This is a genomic window from Paenibacillus sp. P3E (assembly GCF_001909045.1).
GTDB classification, from domain to species: Bacteria; Bacillota; Bacilli; order Paenibacillales; family Paenibacillaceae; genus Paenibacillus_AQ; species Paenibacillus_AQ helianthi.
In genome coordinates, this window is the sequence record NZ_LVWH01000037.1 from 1 (window position 1) to 16,817 (window position 16,817).

Annotated in this window: 15 protein-coding genes and 1 rRNA gene; 6 read left to right on the forward strand and 10 right to left on the reverse strand. The window is 45.5% G+C overall.

What is annotated here, in order from left to right; all coding sequences use genetic code 11:
• The 3 genes from A3842_RS05390 to gyrA all read right to left on the reverse strand — a co-directional run.
• A 16S ribosomal RNA gene (locus tag A3842_RS05390) occupies positions 1–123 on the reverse strand; the annotation flags it as partial.
• A 383-nt stretch (positions 124–506) separates the two neighbouring features.
• Positions 507–1,607, reverse strand: a complete 1,101-nt coding sequence (locus tag A3842_RS05395) for an HD-GYP domain-containing protein (protein ID WP_074100710.1) — start codon at positions 1,605–1,607, stop codon at positions 507–509.
• A 199-nt stretch (positions 1,608–1,806) separates the two neighbouring features.
• Complete coding sequence (gyrA, locus tag A3842_RS05400; protein ID WP_074100711.1) at positions 1,807–4,350, reverse strand: DNA gyrase subunit A; 2,544 nt, start codon at positions 4,348–4,350, stop codon at positions 1,807–1,809.
• A 396-nt stretch (positions 4,351–4,746) separates the two neighbouring features.
• Here gyrA and A3842_RS05405 point away from each other — a divergent pair, with 396 nt between their 5' ends.
• Positions 4,747–5,628, forward strand: a complete 882-nt coding sequence (locus A3842_RS05405; protein WP_074100712.1) for a YheC/YheD family protein — start codon at positions 4,747–4,749, stop codon at positions 5,626–5,628.
• A gap of 75 nt (positions 5,629–5,703) precedes the next feature.
• Here the strand turns inward: A3842_RS05405 and gyrB are convergent, their stop codons facing one another.
• The 7 genes from gyrB to A3842_RS32395 all read right to left on the reverse strand — a co-directional run bounded on the left by gyrB (position 5,704) and on the right by A3842_RS32395 (position 12,354).
• Positions 5,704–7,614: a DNA topoisomerase (ATP-hydrolyzing) subunit B gene (gene gyrB, locus A3842_RS05410; RefSeq protein ID WP_074086491.1), complete on the reverse strand. Its 1,911-nt coding sequence runs from the start codon at positions 7,612–7,614 to the stop codon at positions 5,704–5,706.
• Positions 7,615–7,660: 46 nt separating this feature from the next.
• Positions 7,661–7,909: an extracellular matrix regulator RemB gene (gene remB, locus A3842_RS05415; protein WP_019914525.1), complete on the reverse strand. Its 249-nt coding sequence runs from the start codon at positions 7,907–7,909 to the stop codon at positions 7,661–7,663.
• Positions 7,910–7,925: 16 nt separating this feature from the next.
• Positions 7,926–9,044: a DNA replication/repair protein RecF gene (recF, locus tag A3842_RS05420; protein WP_074086490.1), complete on the reverse strand. Its 1,119-nt coding sequence runs from the start codon at positions 9,042–9,044 to the stop codon at positions 7,926–7,928.
• Positions 9,045–9,066: 22 nt separating this feature from the next.
• Positions 9,067–9,294 carry a S4 domain-containing protein YaaA gene (yaaA, locus tag A3842_RS05425; RefSeq protein ID WP_074086489.1) on the reverse strand — a complete coding sequence of 76 codons (228 nt, stop codon included), beginning with the start codon at positions 9,292–9,294 and terminating at the stop codon, positions 9,067–9,069.
• Between the two features lie 48 nt (positions 9,295–9,342).
• Positions 9,343–10,485, reverse strand: a complete 1,143-nt coding sequence (gene dnaN / locus A3842_RS05430) for a DNA polymerase III subunit beta (RefSeq protein WP_074100713.1) — start codon at positions 10,483–10,485, stop codon at positions 9,343–9,345.
• A gap of 197 nt (positions 10,486–10,682) precedes the next feature.
• Positions 10,683–12,029: a chromosomal replication initiator protein DnaA gene (gene dnaA, locus A3842_RS05435; protein ID WP_074100714.1), complete on the reverse strand. Its 1,347-nt coding sequence runs from the start codon at positions 12,027–12,029 to the stop codon at positions 10,683–10,685.
• A gap of 184 nt (positions 12,030–12,213) precedes the next feature.
• The gene (locus tag A3842_RS32395; protein ID WP_167374746.1) at positions 12,214–12,354 is read right to left on the reverse strand and encodes a hypothetical protein; all 141 of its coding nucleotides are present in this window, start codon (positions 12,352–12,354) and stop codon (positions 12,214–12,216) included.
• Between the two features lie 349 nt (positions 12,355–12,703).
• Here A3842_RS32395 and rpmH point away from each other — a divergent pair, with 349 nt between their 5' ends.
• The 5 genes from rpmH (at position 12,704) to mnmE (ending at position 16,779) form a co-directional block, all read left to right on the forward strand.
• Complete coding sequence (rpmH, locus tag A3842_RS05445; protein WP_019914530.1) at positions 12,704–12,838, forward strand: 50S ribosomal protein L34; 135 nt, start codon at positions 12,704–12,706, stop codon at positions 12,836–12,838.
• Positions 12,839–13,191: 353 nt separating this feature from the next.
• On the forward strand, positions 13,192–13,542 hold the full coding sequence (rnpA, locus tag A3842_RS05450; protein ID WP_074086485.1) for a ribonuclease P protein component: 351 nt from the start codon (positions 13,192–13,194) through the stop codon (positions 13,540–13,542).
• An 86-nt stretch (positions 13,543–13,628) separates the two neighbouring features.
• The gene (locus tag A3842_RS05455) at positions 13,629–14,549 is read left to right on the forward strand and encodes a YidC/Oxa1 family membrane protein insertase (RefSeq protein ID WP_074086484.1); all 921 of its coding nucleotides are present in this window, start codon (positions 13,629–13,631) and stop codon (positions 14,547–14,549) included.
• On the forward strand, positions 14,546–15,280 hold the full coding sequence (gene jag / locus A3842_RS05460) for an RNA-binding cell elongation regulator Jag/EloR (protein ID WP_074086483.1): 735 nt from the start codon (positions 14,546–14,548) through the stop codon (positions 15,278–15,280). Before A3842_RS05455 ends, jag begins: the two co-directional genes overlap by 4 nt.
• Positions 15,281–15,402: 122 nt before the next feature.
• On the forward strand, positions 15,403–16,779 hold the full coding sequence (gene mnmE, locus A3842_RS05465; protein WP_074100715.1) for a tRNA uridine-5-carboxymethylaminomethyl(34) synthesis GTPase MnmE: 1,377 nt from the start codon (positions 15,403–15,405) through the stop codon (positions 16,777–16,779).
• Positions 16,780–16,817 lie beyond the last annotated feature (38 nt).

Below are 16,817 nucleotides of genomic sequence, written 5' to 3' on the forward strand. Positions count from 1 at the left end.
TTGCCTACGTGTTACTCACCCGTCCGCCGCTAAGCTTATCCCGAAGGATAAGCTCCGCTCGACTTGCATGTATTAGGCACGCCGCCAGCGTTCGTCCTGAGCCAGGATCAAACTCTCCAAATTGGTATTTAGAAAGAGCGATTGCTCATTTTGAAACATCTGACGAGAATAAAATATTCTCTATTTTTGGATCTCACTTGTGTGAAATCCCACTCACTCGTTGTTCAGTTTTCAAAGATCAAGCTCGTCGTCGGCGCCGATTATCTCGTCACCAGCAACTCTTATAATATATCACGTTCGACCGAGTAATGCAAGCTCTTTTTTTCAACTTCTTTTCGAGCTCGGCGTTGATGTTTCATGGCCGGAATAAGAATATACCATGTACAGAGTTTCATTGCAAGCATTATTTTTAAGATACATCTTAAAAGGCTGCCCCATACTTAACCACCGATTGTTACAGCAGCTAAAAAGGGAAGCAGCCTTAGGGACAAACAGCTTTGACAGCTTTAAGCAATAATCTCTTGGATATACAACTCCCGCTCCAGCATTAAATTAACGATTGCACTTTCCACTTGCACCATCGGGCGGGTGGGATTACTACGATCTGTAAAAATAATTTCACCGTGGCGACCATCACTAAGACGTATTCTTGTACCGTTGTATAGGTTAGTTGTTTTCTGAATGAACGTTTGGACAATGACAGGATCAAGTTTACCAAAGCTCTCTGTAAGCAGCTGCTCCAATACAAGGTAAGGTGACTGTGCCCTTCTATAGGCCTTTACAAGTGTCATGGCATGGAATATATCTGCAACCGCAACAATCTTGGCATAGAAGTGGATCTGACTGCCTTCCATATGGAGCGGATAACCTGACCCGTCAATTTTCTCATGATGCTGCAGCGCAGCCAGTCGAACACCTTCATTGATAGCCGTAACATTACGCAGCAGCTGGTATCCATAGGTTGTGTGCCTGCGGACTTCCTCTATCTCAGGAGGAGTCAACGGCGTTGGCTTTTGCAGCAGGGCAGCATCTACCTTGACATTACCTATATCATGCAGCAAACCTGCAAAAGCACACTGCATCCAATCCTTTTGTGGATATCCGCACCACTGGGCGATTTTATAGGAGGTTAAAGCAGAGAGTACTGCATTGTGATAATTATATTCCTGTTCCAGATGAACGCGTGGTGCAAATTTCAGTACATGATAGTCCTTCAAGTGGCTGATTAGAGCTTCTAACTGACTTCGTAATTCCAATATAGGGAGTGGGGCGGCGGCAGCCGACGCATAGCTTTTCTTAACAAGCGTCACCATCTTCTCATACTCATCATGAAGTGGAGAATTGCTTTTGACCAGCTGAGATTCATTAATTACAGCACCAGACTTTACCGAAGTTGTCTGCTTTGTTGCTTTGGCTGTATCAGGAGCAGTGCTCTCTCCCAGAGCACCTTCTATCTCTATTTGTTGAATCAAAAAGGCCTGCAGGATTTCAATATCCCTCGGCAATATAATTTTCCCTTTGGTGAACAGAACGCCACCCAAAGGTGTGACTACATCCTTAATAATTTTTGTACCTGGCTTAACTTCCCCTACCATTATGCTTGGCATACATTCAGCCCCTCTGTTTCAGTGACACTTATGTTCAGTAATTTTACTTCCCTAATTATAGTATGGATAACCTCAAGCGACTAGATGGAGTAAGGTGTTTCCTTAAAAATTAATTCCAGTGATATATACATTTCAACCCCATGTACGCAAAAAGAGCATGAGTCTCTGCAAACAGAAACCCATGCTCTCCATGATAAATTTATTCGAGATTATCTTCTTCATTATCGGAAACAGCTTCGGACTGACCTTCTTCAACAGTTCCTTCTGCTGATGCATCCAGAATCTCTTCTCCGTTCTCTTGTTCCGAGAACTCATCTTCTTCATTCTTATCGGCTCTGCAGAGCGTGGCCACTGCATCATCTTCACGGATATTAATCAGCTTGACCCCTTGGGCATAACGGCCCATGGTAGAAATGCCATCCATGCTGGTACGGATCAGAGTGCCACTCGTCGTGATGATCATGAGGTCCTCATCTTTTTTGACAACCTTCAGTCCGACTACCGGACCGTTTTTGTCAGTAAGATTAATGGTCTTGATCCCCTTACCGCCACGGGTTTGGGAGCGATAGTCAAGGGCAGGGGTACGTTTACCATAACCCTTGGTGGTAACAATCAGTACCTCAAGCTCCTTATCTACACAATCCATCCCAATGACCTGGTCATTCTCATCCAGTGAAATACCTTTAACACCAGTTGCGCTGCGTCCCATAGAACGAACATCGTTCTCAGAGAACGTAATCGACATCCCGCGTGCCGTACCAATAATCAGGTTCTGCTCACCGTCTGTCAGCTTCACCTCGATCAGTGAATCCTCCTCACGGAGATTGATCGCAATCAATCCGCCTTTACGGATATTGTTGTAATCCTCAAGAGGTGTCTTCTTCACGATCCCTTCACGGGTAGCAAAGAACAGATATTTGTCACTGTCGGCATCTTCTACTTGGATGACAGCGCTAATCTTCTCACCCTGCTCAATCTGAATCAGGTTAATGATTGGTGTTCCCCGGGCAGTGCGTCCCAGCTCAGGAATCTCATACGCTTTGATCCGGTAGACCTTACCTTTATCAGTAAAGAACATCAGATAATTGTGGGAATTGCTTACAAAGAGATGCTCCACAAAGTCCTGATCCTTGGTATCCATCCCTATAACACCACGGCCTCCGCGTTTCTGGCTGCGGTAGGTGCTAACAGGCAGACGCTTGATATAGCCGGTATGCGTAATGGTGATGACAACCTCTTCACGCGGGATCAGATCCTCATCGAGGATACTTTCTTCACCTACCGTGATTTCCGTACGGCGGTCATCAGAATACTTATCCCGAATCTCCTGAAGCTCGTTGCTGATAATCTCCAGTACCAAATGCTCATTAGCCAGAATTTCACGGTACTCCGCGATCTTGGCCAAAAGCTCGTTATACTCGTTCTCAATCTTTTCCCGTTCCAACCCGGTCAGACGCTGCATCCGCATATCAAGAATGGCTTGTGCCTGTTCTACGCTGAGGCTGAATGTGCTCATTAAGCCATCTCTTGCAATATCCGTCGTACGGGAGGCACGGATTAAAGCAATAACCTCATCCAGATGATCCAGCGCGATCCGAAGACCTTCCAGGATATGTGCCCGTGCTTCAGCCTTCTTAAGATCAAAAACAGTCCGCCGACGGATAACTTCTATCTGGTGCTGCAAATAGTGGTATAGCACATCACGGAGATTAAGAGTCTTTGGTTCGTTTTCAACGATAGCAAGCATGTTAATTCCAAATGTAGACTGCATCGAGGTGTGTTTGTAAAGATTGTTCAGCACAACGCTCGGGTTCACATCACGTCTCATCTCAATAACTACACGCATGCCGTTGCGGTCGGACTCATCACGCAGATCTGTAATGCCTTCAATCCGTTTTTCACGAACTAATTCAGCGATCTTCTCCACCAATCTGGCTTTGTTGACCTGGTAAGGCAGCTCACTAACAATGATTCGCGCTTTTCCGTTATTCTCTTCAATATGTGCTTTGGCTCGCATTGTAACCGATCCGCGGCCAGTCCGATAAGCTTGACGAATACCTTCACGGCCCAAAATATAACCGGCCGTTGGGAAATCCGGACCTTGAATATATTCCATGAGTTCCATGGGTGTAATATCAGGATTCTTGATCATAGCCTGTACACCATCAATAACCTCTCCCATATTATGAGGAGGAATATTGGTAGCCATACCAACAGCGATACCTGATACCCCATTTACAAGCAGGTTCGGATAACGGGCTGGTAATACTACCGGCTCATTCTCTTCACCATCATAGTTGGGCGCGAAATCAACCGTTTCTTTGTTCAGATCGCGAAGCATTTCACCGGCAATTTTGGAGAGCCGGGCTTCGGTGTACCGCATTGCAGCAGCCATGTCCCCGTCAATAGAACCAAAGTTCCCGTGACCATCCACGAGCATATACCGCATTGAGAAATCCTGCGCCATACGTACCATCGTTTCATAAACAGCAGAGTCCCCGTGAGGATGATATTTACCAATTACCTCACCGACGATTCTGGCAGATTTCTTATGAGGTTTATCGGCAAACATTCCAAGTTCCGACATTGCAAACAAAATGCGTCGGTGGACAGGCTTAAGTCCGTCCCGCACATCCGGCAAAGCCCGGCTCACAATGATGCTCATCGCATAATCCATAAAGGATTCGCGCATTTCCACACCAATGTCCCGATCTTTGACTTGCGGGTTATTTTGTTCAGCCATGAGTTGCTGGACCTCCTTCAGTTAAAAACCGCTACCCTTTATTATATTACTTTCACAAAAGTAGCACAATTAAACATGATAGCCTTTTATCTTCTATAATGATTTTCTTTTAGTGGGATACGGGTATACGCCCTCTCAGCCAATGGCCTCAGTACATAGACTGTAATGACAGGAAGAATGACCTTATAGCCCTGTTTTTGTCCTAAAAGACATAGCCCCATATCCTTATATTATAGCACTGTTTGGGTGGCTTGTCCTGACATTTCAGTATACCTAGCGCCAGACCCTATGTATATGAAATCCATTATTACGACGAGCAGATGAGTAATGGATATCCTATCTACATGAAATAAACTAGGGGATTGATTGCTCGTAATACTTTGAAGGAGGTAGATCATGAGGATTCAACGGGTATCCAGCAAATGGTCCAAGACAAAAGTCATTCTACAAAACCGTCAGCTGGCTATATTCATCCCCGAAACGCGAAAATATAGTCAAGAGGCGTTAATTGAACTGCTTGAGATCTATGGAACAGTATATATTAAGCCAGATCGGGGCACCTATGGCAGCGGCGTAATGAGGGCAGAACAGCGCACGGTTCATTTAAGCCCGAGTATCCATCAGCCCGGCAATGACTGCGCTCCAAACCATGATATGGAGAATAGCAAAATAATCGTTGAACAAAAGGTAATATATATTCTTCGTTACGCAAAAGATGTAGAAGCTTTTTCCTCACTACAAGAGCTGCATGCAGCATTATTGCTGCGGATTAAAGGTCGTATATATTTGATTCAGCAGGGCATTGATCTACTACACCATCAGGACCGGCCCTTTGATCTAAGGGTACTTACGCAAAAAAACCTGTCAGGAGCTTGGGAAACGACGGGGATGCTGGGGAGAGTAGCCGCACCGCAAAAAGTAGTCACCAATTATCATAGTGGGGGCAGTATTTTTTCCGTCCACCATCTGCTTAAAGAACATATGAGTCCACTTGAACTGAAAACAACTATTCAGCAGTTGAAATCATTGGGAGTAAAAATTGCTACGCAGCTAGAAACTGCTTATCCGGATCTTAAAGAGATTGGACTTGATGTGGCTATGGATCCGCATCATGATCTCTGGCTACTGGAGGTCAATACACTTCCATCCATTATTGTGTTCAGCCGCTTTCAGAATAAGTCAATTTACCGTAAAATCCGCCTTTATGCAGTAGCATACGGGAGATTAAAAAGAACCCGCTCCTTGATTTACCGGCGCAAATTGGAAAAAAGAAGATAAAAAATAAGAACCTCCGCATTCTCATATTTATTACAAATAGAGAAAACGGAGGTTCACTATAACAGCCTACAAATATTAGATATCCAGATTTCTTACGGATTGAGCATGCTCCTGGATAAATTCGCGACGCGGCTCAACATTATCGCCCATTAGCGTATCAAAGATTCCGTCGGCCAGAATCGCATCCTCAATGGTAACCTGCAGCATCATACGACTCTCAGGGTCCATAGTTGTATCCCAGAGCTGTGTCGCATTCATTTCCCCAAGACCTTTATAGCGTTGAACGTTAACTTTAACATTCTCGCCGAAACTGGCAATAATCTCATCCCGCTCCTTCTCAGTTTGAGCATAGCGGATGACCTTGTTACGTTCAACCTTAAACAGTGGCGGCTGAGCGATATAAATATAGCCTGCTTCGATAATTTTTCGCATGTATCGGTAGAAGAACGTTAGCAGCAAGGTTCTGATATGCGCTCCGTCAACGTCCGCATCGGTCATGATGACAACCTTGTGGTAACGGGCCTTTGACAAATCGAAGTCATCACTGATACCGGTTCCCAATGCCGTGATAATTGCCCGAATTTCAGCATTGGACAGTATACGGTCGAGGCGTGCCTTCTCAACATTCAGGATCTTCCCGCGAAGCGGTAGAATCGCCTGGAAATGCCGGTCACGTCCCTGCTTGGCGGAACCGCCGGCGGAGTCCCCTTCGACGATGTACAGCTCGCTGATAGAAGCATCCTTGGAGGAGCAGTCAGCCAGCTTGCCCGGCAGGGCACTTACTTCAAGCGCACTCTTGCGGCGGGTCAGCTCACGGGCCTTGCGGGCTGCTTCGCGGGCACGGGAAGCCTGCATGGATTTCTCCAGCACACGCCGGGAAACTGCCGGATTCTCCTCCAAAAATTCCTGCAGTTTTTCTCCGAAAAGGGACTCCACAATACCACGCACTTCACTATTGCCCAGCTTGGTCTTGGTTTGGCCTTCGAATTGAGGCTCAGGAATTTTGACGGAAATGATCGCCGTTAGACCTTCACGCACATCATCACCGGTAAGGTTGGAGCTGCTGTCCTTAATTACTCCGGTCTTGCGGGCATAGTCATTGATGATTCTGGTTAATGCACTCTTGAAGCCGGATTCATGAGTCCCGCCCTCATGCGTATTAATATTATTGGCAAAAGAGTAAATGTTCTCTGTGTAGGAATCGTTATACTGCAGAGCAACTTCCACCGCAATCATATCACGCGAGCCTTCCACGTAGATTGGGTTCTCGTGCAGCGCTTCTTTTTTCTCATTCAGATATTTCACATATTCTACGATACCGCCCTCGTATTTGAAAACATTCGATGCTCCCGTTCTTTCATCCAGCAGCGAAAGCTCAATACCTTTGTTCAGAAAAGCCAATTCGCGAACACGGGTAAGCAGGGTCGAATACTCAAACACAGTGGTTTCTGTGAAAATCTCCGGATCTGGATGGAACGTTGTAGTCGTACCCGTCTCATCGGTATCACCGATAACCCTGATATCATATTGCGGAGCACCGCGTCTATATTCCTGCTGGTAGATATGACCGTCGCGCTTAACGTTCACAACCACCTTTTCGGACAAGGCATTCACGACAGATATCCCTACACCATGCAGACCGCCTGATACTTTATATCCGCCACCGCCGAATTTCCCTCCCGCATGCAGGACAGTCATAACAACTTCGAGCGTGGACTTCTTCAGCTTTGCATTCTCTCCGACAGGGATACCCCGCCCATTATCAATTACAGTAACACTATTATCTTCATGAATCTTCACTTGAATCCGGTCGCAATAGCCTGCCAGCGCCTCATCGATACTATTATCGACAACCTCCCAGACCAAATGATGCAGACCTTTGGCGCTAGTAGAGCCGATGTACATGCCGGGACGTTTCCGAACTGCCTCCAGCCCTTCCAGTACCTGAATCTGGCTCTCATCATATGTCGGTTGATTCATTGACATGCCTTCACCTACTTCTTTCAGATTATCTCTTGTACATCATACAACGTTATATTTCCAACAAAATTTTGGCTCGTTTTTTGAGAGTGGAGGAGGAGATAGGGGAGTAATATACAGTATTTTTGGTTACGACAATGGACTTCGCTTCCTCTTCACCGATTCGTTCCAGTTTTTTGTCCTGCTCGGAATGAATAATGAACTGCTTCGATACCTTGGAAGATTTCTCAATCGAGATATCAAATATAGCAATTAACTCTGAGGATCGAATAATCTTTTCCCCGCCCAAATGAATATACATGGTATTCCTCCGCTCTTTAGATCTCCACTTTCCCGTCATGCACATGATATAGGCTTGCGCCTTTTAGTTTATCGGCACTCAGACTTTCAACCCCGGTGGCGGTGATAAAAGTCTGTACCTTGCTTTGAAAAGTTTCGATAAGCTGGGTCTGACGATAAGGATCAAGTTCGGACAAAACATCATCAAGAAGCAGCACAGGGTACTCTCCGATCTCCTCATGGATCAGCTCAATTTCCGCCAGCTTGAGCGATAAAGCTGCGGTGCGTTGCTGCCCTTGGGAACCGTAGACCTGAGCTTCTCTTCCGTTGATAAAAAAGGACAGGTCATCCCTATGGGGACCCGTCAGCGTCATGCCGCGTCTGATTTCCTGATCTCTCGTTTGTGATAACTTTAACATAAAATTGTCTAATAAGACAGCTTCATCTTCCATCTCACGCTCACCAAAAGAGGGAACATACAATAGTTTCAGCTCTTCTCCGCCGTTCGTAATGCCACGGTGAATGCTTTCTGCCCATATCTGCAGCTTCTTTATGAATTGTTTCCTTTTTTTGACGATTTTAACACCATGTTCTACAAGTTGGGCATCCCATATCTCTAAAAGCTCTTTGCCTGCAGCCTCTTTCCCCCAAAGCTGCTTCAGCAGGTTGCCTCGCTGGAGCAGTACTTTCTGGTATTGCTGCAGATGAAACAGGTAGCCTGGCTGCACTTGGCCAATTTCCATATCGAGGAACCGGCGCCGGATGCCGGGGGTTCCTTTGACAATCTCCAGATCCTCCGGAGCGAACATGACAACGTTCAAAGAACCTATGAACTCGCTCAGCTTTCGTTGCTCCAGTCCATTAATTCTGGCTTTTTTGCCTCCAGTAGTCAGGGTCAGTTCCAGCTTCAAATCCCCGTATTTACGTTCCACCTCGGCCACAATCTGCGCAGAGCCTGCTGGAGCGTCAAAGGAAATAAGCTCCTTGTCCTTGGAGGTCCGATGACTCTTAGTCATCGCCAGCACAAACAGGGCCTCCATCAGGTTCGTTTTACCCTGGGCATTCTGACCAAGTATCAGGTTTACATCGCCAAGGTTCTCCAGACGCAGCAGCCCGTAATTGCGGTAATGCTGAAGACCGATATTTTTGACAAACACGAAGCTGTGCCTCCCCGAAGTGTTACTCTTTTATTCCGCCGCCTTCGACTTCAAAAACGCCGTTATCCTGAACCTCTATTTTATCACCCGGGTACAGCTTTCTTCCACGCCGATCTTCCTTTTCTCCGTTGACCCATACGTGTCCTTCCTGAAGCAAGGCTTTGGCCATCCCGCCTGTGGATACACAATCAGAGAGTTTTAAAAACTGGTCGAGTTTAATATATCCACTGTGGATAAGTATTTTTTTCATGATTTTCGTCCTTTCAGCCACTTATCCACATGTGCATGGAGAGCGGCATTAATTCGTTGTACGATACGGGAGAATGACATACAGACTGCGGCTTTCATCCAGCGGTTTGAGGATAATCGGACTCATCATTCCGGTAAAAGCAATTACGAGCTGCTCACTCTCAACTACCTTGAGTACATCCAGCATATATTTCGAGTTGAAGGAGATCTTGAGCGGTTCGCCTTTAAAATCAATAACTTCCAGCTCTTCCCGCACTTTACCCAGCTCCGATGAGCTGGACGAAATTTCAACATCACCATTATCCAGCGTCTGCATGCGTACAATATTCGTTTTTTCCTCGCGGGACAACAAATAAGCACGGTCAATCGATTCGCTGAGTTTTTTTGTATCCAAAGTTAGTTCTGTTTTGTAGGCAGTCGGAATAATTCTAGAAGTATCCGGATAAATCCCGTCCAGGATCCTCGAATAGAACAACACCTTGTCGATCTTGAACAGCACCTGGTTGTCAGCCACTACAATGTCTACCAGCATATTCTGGTCCGGAATAATTTTGCTGAGTTCGTTCAGCGTTTTACCGGCAATGACAACATTAGCAAATTGGACACTTTCAGTACCCTCCAGATGCGCAGCTCTTGTTGCCAGACGGTGGCGGTCGGTCGCTGTGAACTTGAATTCATTATCGCTAAGATTCCACAGAATCCCTGTCAAAATGGGAGTTGTCTCCTGTGTGGAGATGGAGAAAGCAGTTTGTTTGATCATATTTTTCAGCAAATCACCAGGCAATGAGATGGTCTCGTTCTCCTCAATGCTAGGCAGCACAGGGAACTCCTCGGGATCAAGGCCTACGATTTGAATCTCGGTGGAACCGGAAGAGATGTAGGTTTGAAAACCTTCCTTGACTTCCATGTGAATTTCTTTGGAGGGAAGCTTCTTGATAATCTCAACGAAGAACTTGGCTGGAAGCACAACGCTCCCGGGCTGCTCGACTTTTACAATCGTATGGCTATCATCTTCAGCAGGAATAAAGGATTGGATCGAGATATCCGTATCGCTGGCAGTCAAGGTAACTCCCTGATGGCTAACTTCAAACTTGATACCGGTCAGAATAGGGATGGTGGTTCTGCTGGAGATTGCTTTGGATACGTGACCTATCGATTCGTTGAGTTCATTTTTAAGAATGCTTATTTTCATGATTTCACTCCTAGCTGAAAAATTGGGAAATGGGTGATGGTTCTTCCTCTACGAAACGGGGCTCTTAGAAGATGAATTATTATAGTTATTTATTAGTATTAGTAGTAGGGGCTCCGTTTATGTGGATAACCCCGAAAACAGCATAAAATTAAGCCTACCCACATGTGTATAGATTGTGTATAGGCTCTTAGTTCCTCTTATGAAGGATTTTTAATTTTCTCCGCAAGATTATTTACCACTTTGTACAACTCCTGGTCTACCTTTAATGACTGTGTAATCTTCTCATGGGCATGAATAACGGTTGTATGGTCCCGTCCTCCAAATGCCTCTCCGATCTTAGGCAGCGAATAATCCGTCAACTCCCGGGAGAGATACATGGCGATCTGCCGTGGAAAAGCTACAGCCTTGGTACGTTTACGCGCTTTGAAGTCTTCCATGCGTAAATTGTAATATTCGCCTACTTTTTGCTGAATATCATTAATTGTGATCATCTTCGGCCGGCTCGAAGGGATAATATCCTTAAGTGCTTCGGCTGCCAGATGAGTTGTTACATCCTGATTGGTCAGGGAAGAATAGGCGACTACGCGAATAAGTGCACCTTCCAGTTCCCTAATATTCGTATCGATCTGATTGGCAATGTACATCATTGCTTCATTCGGAATATCGAGGTTCTCTGCCTTGGCTTTCTTACGCAGAATGGCAATACGCGTCTCCAGATCCGGCGGCTGAATGTCGGTGATGAGTCCCCATTCAAACCGGGAGCGCAGCCGTTCTTCCAATGTGGGAATTTCCTTTGGGGGACGGTCGCTAGAGATAATAATTTGTTTGCGTTCTTCGTGCAAAGCATTGAACGTATGGAAAAATTCCTCCTGCGTTGACTCCTTGCCGGCGAGGAATTGGATGTCGTCAATGAGCAAAATGTCAACATTTCGGTACTTGTTACGGAAGCTTTCTCCTCGGTTGTCACGGATGGAATTGATGAACTCATTGGTGAATTTCTCGGACGAGATATAGATAACCTTATTGTTCGGGTTATGTTCGAGCACATAATGTCCAATTGCATGCATCAAATGAGTTTTCCCTAATCCTACGCCTCCATAAAGAAACAAGGGATTGTAAGCCTTGGCCGGTGCTTCTGCCACTGCCAGTGAGGCAGCATGTGCAAAGCGGTTGCCGGAACCGATGACGAACGTATCAAAAGTGTATTTGGGATTAAGCAAATGGGTCTGCGCTTCTTCACGCGATACCGCTGGAGAAGGAGACATTTGTTGAACTATCGGCTCGGCCGGTTTGTTCTCCTCAATGACAAATCTGACCTCAACTTGCTCTCCGGTAACTTCATAAACCGTAGCTCCTACCAATTTTGTATAACGACTTTCCAGCCATTCTACGGCAAAGGTTGTAGGCGCCGAGATGATTAGAGCCTGAGGGCCAAAAGTAAGCGCCTTCGTGGCCTTAAACCAGGTATCAAAGCTCGGCTTGCTTAGTTTGGTTTGAATAATCGATAAAATTTGCTGCCATAATTCGGAAGTATGGCTGTCCACAGACTGTCACTCCTTTAAATCTTCCAAATGTGGCATCAGCCATGAAGTGGAAATGTCGAAGAAAATGGGTTGGTGCTGAATCTTATCCCCAATAGGCAATATATAGAGACAAAAAAACATGGATAAATTTGAATTGTTCACAACTTTATCCACAGCTTGTTGATAATATAGGGAACAAACAAATCTATTCACATTCAAAAGTAATACCATCATAGCAAAACCCCCCTTGTTTTTCAATGTGCGCGGCCATTTTATCCACAAATTCAATCACTTGTGTATAATTTTTAAGAACAACACTAGATATTGTTGATAATTTGTTTACCATTCGACAGGATCTCCTATGCCGGCGAATTTTTTATACACAGGTTGTTCGAAGCTGTGAGCATTAATTTTGATTTTTTAATAACAGGTGGATAACTGTAAAACGCTGTGGATTACTTTTCAGGAAAACACATTGTGGATAAAAGTTATGAAAAAGAGGATGAATGAGGGTAAGCAGACAAGGTTGACTTTTGTACAGATTGTGTGATTTAATATATAAAGGTGTTTTCTGTGAGGATATGTCTCCAAATTAAAATGATAATACTTGTAGATACTGTCCCTACTTCAAGGACGGCCTAGTCCGTTTCTGCTTATATGACAGTAATTATGATCCTGTAAGGGAGGTGCAATACATGAGACCGACGTTCAAACCGAATGTGAGCAAACGCAAGAAGGTGCATGGTTTCCGCAAAAGAATGAGCACGAAAAACGGCCGTAAAGTGCTGGCAGCCCGCCGCCTGAAAGGCAGAAAAGTTTTGAGTGCGTAAGTTAGGCCACTTAAGGACCACTACGGTGGTCCTTTTTTAAATGTTGGGGACGTATTGTTTTATATCCTTAAATTAATTACTTCCTTATATACCGTCAGAAACGGTTCTCACACTAGAAAGGGACAAGGGCAACTGTTTCTTCTCATTGTATGGAATTATTCAGCTCTGCAGTGGAATACGCCTATGACAGCGTTGCTACACTTTGCGGGGCTTTTTAATGTACGAATATAATTGATGTGAGATGAAGCAGTGATCAGAACAAGAGCTGTTTATGCCGGCTCCCCGATGACTATACTAATTAGAAGATAAAATTCCGGAGCACTTTGAGTCCGGTCTTTGAATAGGAGATTCCCGTGCACAAAAGTCTAAGATTACGAAACCGTGCCGACTTCAGCCGCGTATACCGCCATGGGAAGTCTTTTGCCAATCATCAGTTCGTGGTGTATTGGTTCAGCAGAAGAGAGGTGGAGCGGTTCCGGCTTGGAGTATCGGTCAGCAAGAAGGTCGGAAACGCGGTTGTCCGCAATCGGATGCGACGGCTGGTCAAAGAGATTGTCAGACATCATGAACCGGAAATTTCCGGAGGTATTGATATGGTGTTTATCGTAAGAAAAGGGGCACTCTCCAAGGATTATGCGGAACTGGAGAAAAGCGTTCTTCATGTGCTTCGCAAAGCCAAGCTGCTCAAGGCTTCACGCGCGTAATAGGGGCAGAATGGGCTTGTTTATTTGTATTCATAAATATGATATGATTTACGGTGCAATGGAATGTTTAAGAGAGGGGTTTTGAAGTGTCTCTATTGAAGACTAAACGAGGAAAATGGTTTCTTCTCCTCGGTGTAATGGTATTAATGATTGCTGTTCTGTCGGGGTGCTCTCCGTCGTCAACAACTGTGACGCATACTACGGAGGATTTGAAGCACGGAAGCTTCTGGCAGAGTAATGTGGTTTATTATTTTGCCACAGCCTTGGATACCTTTGCTAAATGGTTTAATGGACAATATGGCTTAGCCGTCCTTGTAATGGTTATTATTGTCCGCACAATTATCCTGCCGCTTACGATGAAACAGGTAAAAAGCTCGCGTGCGATGCAGGCTATTCAACCGGAACTCGAGAAAATTAAGAAAAAATATAAAGATACGCCTGAAAAGGTACAACAGGAAACGATGCGCCTGTTCCAGGAGAACAAGGTTAACCCAATGGCCGGCTGTCTGCCGCTGATTGTGCAAATGCCGATCTTTATCGCGCTTTACAATTCGATCTATTATAACCCGTCTCTGCGTGAGCACTCGTTCCTGTGGCTTCAGCTCGGCAAGCCCGATCATCTGTTCATCCTTCCGCTATTGGCAGCAGCGACTACATTCCTGCAGACCCGGATGATGACCAAGATGAACCCTGTGCAACAGCAGGGCCCTATGCAGTTCATGATGATGGTATATCCAGTTCTAATTTTCATCATGTCCTACAACTTCCCGTCTGCACTTCCGCTGTATTGGTTTTACAGTAACTTGTATACCATTATTCAGAACTATTTCTTGTACCGCAACAATGACAAAGCCAAATTGGCTATAGCTACTGCTGGTGCAGGCACCGGTAGCACCAAAGAAGTCAATCTGGTGAAGAGTAAGAATAACTCCGCCCGCAAGGATGTTACTCCTGCTGCAAAAGGCAATAGCAGCAAAGGAAATAAGGAGGCCAAAAAGTCAAAATGAGCAAAGTCGTCGCGACAGGGAAAACCATTGAAGATGCTGTAGAACGAGGCCTTAACCAGCTTGGAGTTCACAAGGACCGGGTAACGGTCAACGTATTGGAACAGCCGTCAAGAGGATTCCTGGGATTGATCGGTGCGAAGGGTGCCAAGGTCGAACTGACCTTGATTGCCGAAGCCGCACCGGCATCAGCGGCGAGTGCTCCGTCACTGCCTCATCAGTCAACAAGAGAGAGCAAACCAGAGGCTGCCGGCGGTGTACCACGCCAAGATTCCGGACACCCGGTAGAGGATGCTTACCAAGAGGCCGTTCATTTCATTGTGGATGTCGCCAAGAGCATGGGGCTTGAGGTGGAAGTTGAAATCATTCATGCCAAGGAATCAACAGTTCTACAAATATCCGGTCCGGACCTGGGGCTGCTGATCGGCAGAAGAGGACAAACTCTTGATGCTCTGCAGTATCTGGCCAATATTGTTGCCAACCGTTATTCTGATAGTTTTATCCGGCTTGTGCTGGATGCAGAGAATTTCCGCGAACGCCGTAAGAAGACTCTGGAAGAGCTGGCTGACCGCTTGGCTGGACGGGTTGTTCGTACCCGCAAAGAGGTCGTTCTGGAGCCGATGTCCCCTCAAGAACGGAAAATTATTCACTCCAGATTACAGGACCACCGGCAGGTTAACACACTCAGCAAGGGTGAAGAACCGAACCGCCGCGTCGTTATCACTTTGAAGTAGAGACTATATTGCCGCAATGACTCCTTGACCAATATAAGGGGTCATTGTTTTTTTCGAATACAAGATCAAAATCATTCATTCAGCTGGAGCTGAAGTGTAGAACAAATTGAGGTGAACAGAGTATGCTTAGTGACACCATCGCTGCTGTATCTACAGCATTAGGCGAAGGAGGGATAGCGATTATCCGGGTTAGTGGCCCCCAAGCGATTTCCCAGGTGGCTCCATTGTTTCGCAGTAAAACACCTCTCACAGAGGTGGAATCGCATACTGTTCATTACGGGCATATCATCAGTCCTGATGACGGAGAGCGAATGGAAGAAGTGCTAGTCACTGTGATGAAGGGACCACGTTCATTTACTACTGAGGATGTAGTTGAAATAAGCGCCCATGGGGGTGTGATCTCGGTTCGGAGAGTCATGGATCTGCTGTTGCAGCAGGATATTAGACTTGCCGAACCTGGGGAATTCACCAAGCGCGCATTTTTGGGCGGACGTATTGATCTTTCCCAAGCAGAGGCGGTAATCGATCTGATCCGTTCGAAATCGGACCGTGCTTTTTCGGTTGCGCTGAAGCAGGTTAGCGGTTCCTTATCTAAACGTATTCACACACTCCGCCATACACTTATTGAAACATTGGCTCATATTGAAGTGAATATTGATTATCCTGAGCATGATGTGGAATCCTTGACTGCTGAATTTATTAAAAATAAAAGCACAGAAGTTATGGATGGCATCAACAGACTGCTTAAAACAGCAAATGAAGGAAAAATACTGCGCGAGGGCATTACGACTGCGATCGTCGGCCGTCCCAATGTTGGCAAGTCCTCCTTGCTTAACGCGCTTGCCCGTGACAACAAAGCGATTGTAACCGATATTCCGGGAACAACGCGTGATGTTATAGAAGAGTATGTAACGATTAACAATATCCCGCTAAAGCTGCTTGATACTGCTGGAATTCGTGAAACAATGGATATTGTAGAGAAAATAGGCGTTGAACGCTCCAAGGCGGCATTTAGTGATGCTGATCTTATCCTGCTTGTTTTGAACTCAGCGGATGAGCTTCATGAGGATGAATTGGCATTAATGGAACAAATCCAAGGTAGACAAGCACTGGTGATCATGAATAAAATGGACCTACCTTCCCGTTTGGATAAAGATAAACTGCGCTCTTATTTTAGCGAATCGAGTATTGTTCCGATGTCTGTGCTGGAGGAGGAAGGTTTAGATAAGCTGGAGGAAGCAATCTCTGAGCTCTTTTTTGAAGGTAAGCTGGAATCAGGGGATCTGACTTATGTAAGCAATGTAAGGCATATTGCTCTGCTCAAAAAGGCTTATAAATCCTTGCAGGATGCCTACGAGGCTGCTGATATGCATATTCCTATAGATATGATTCAGATTGATGTGCGCCTTGCGTGGGAGCAGCTCGGAGAGATTATTGGAGATACGGCTGCTGATTCGCTCTTGGATCAAATCTTCTCACAATTTTGTTTGGGTAAATAACTGCGCTTGATAAGCGTATCCACTATAAAAAGAAGAAA

What these genes read in the sequence shown, in the direction of transcription:
- A3842_RS05395 (WP_074100710.1), bottom strand. Translation starts at nt 1,607, where the DNA reads ATGCCAAGCATAATGGTAGGGGAAGTTAAGCCAGGTACAAAAATTATT.
- gyrA (WP_074100711.1), bottom strand. Translation starts at nt 4,350, where the DNA reads ATGGCTGAACAAAATAACCCGCAAGTCAAAGATCGGGACATTGGTGTG.
- A3842_RS05405 (WP_074100712.1), top strand. Translation starts at nt 4,747, where the DNA reads ATGAGGATTCAACGGGTATCCAGCAAATGGTCCAAGACAAAAGTCATT.
- gyrB (WP_074086491.1), bottom strand. Translation starts at nt 7,614, where the DNA reads ATGTCAATGAATCAACCGACATATGATGAGAGCCAGATTCAGGTACTG.
- remB (WP_019914525.1), bottom strand. Translation starts at nt 7,909, where the DNA reads ATGTATATTCATTTGGGCGGGGAAAAGATTATTCGATCCTCAGAGTTA.
- yaaA (WP_074086489.1), bottom strand. Translation starts at nt 9,294, where the DNA reads ATGAAAAAAATACTTATCCACAGTGGATATATTAAACTCGACCAGTTT.
- dnaN (WP_074100713.1), bottom strand. Translation starts at nt 10,485, where the DNA reads ATGAAAATAAGCATTCTTAAAAATGAACTCAACGAATCGATAGGTCAC.
- A3842_RS32395 (WP_167374746.1), bottom strand. Translation starts at nt 12,354, where the DNA reads ATGGTAAACAAATTATCAACAATATCTAGTGTTGTTCTTAAAAATTAT.
- rpmH (WP_019914530.1), top strand. Translation starts at nt 12,704, where the DNA reads ATGAGACCGACGTTCAAACCGAATGTGAGCAAACGCAAGAAGGTGCAT.
- jag (WP_074086483.1), top strand. Translation starts at nt 14,546, where the DNA reads ATGAGCAAAGTCGTCGCGACAGGGAAAACCATTGAAGATGCTGTAGAA.
- mnmE (WP_074100715.1), top strand. Translation starts at nt 15,403, where the DNA reads ATGCTTAGTGACACCATCGCTGCTGTATCTACAGCATTAGGCGAAGGA.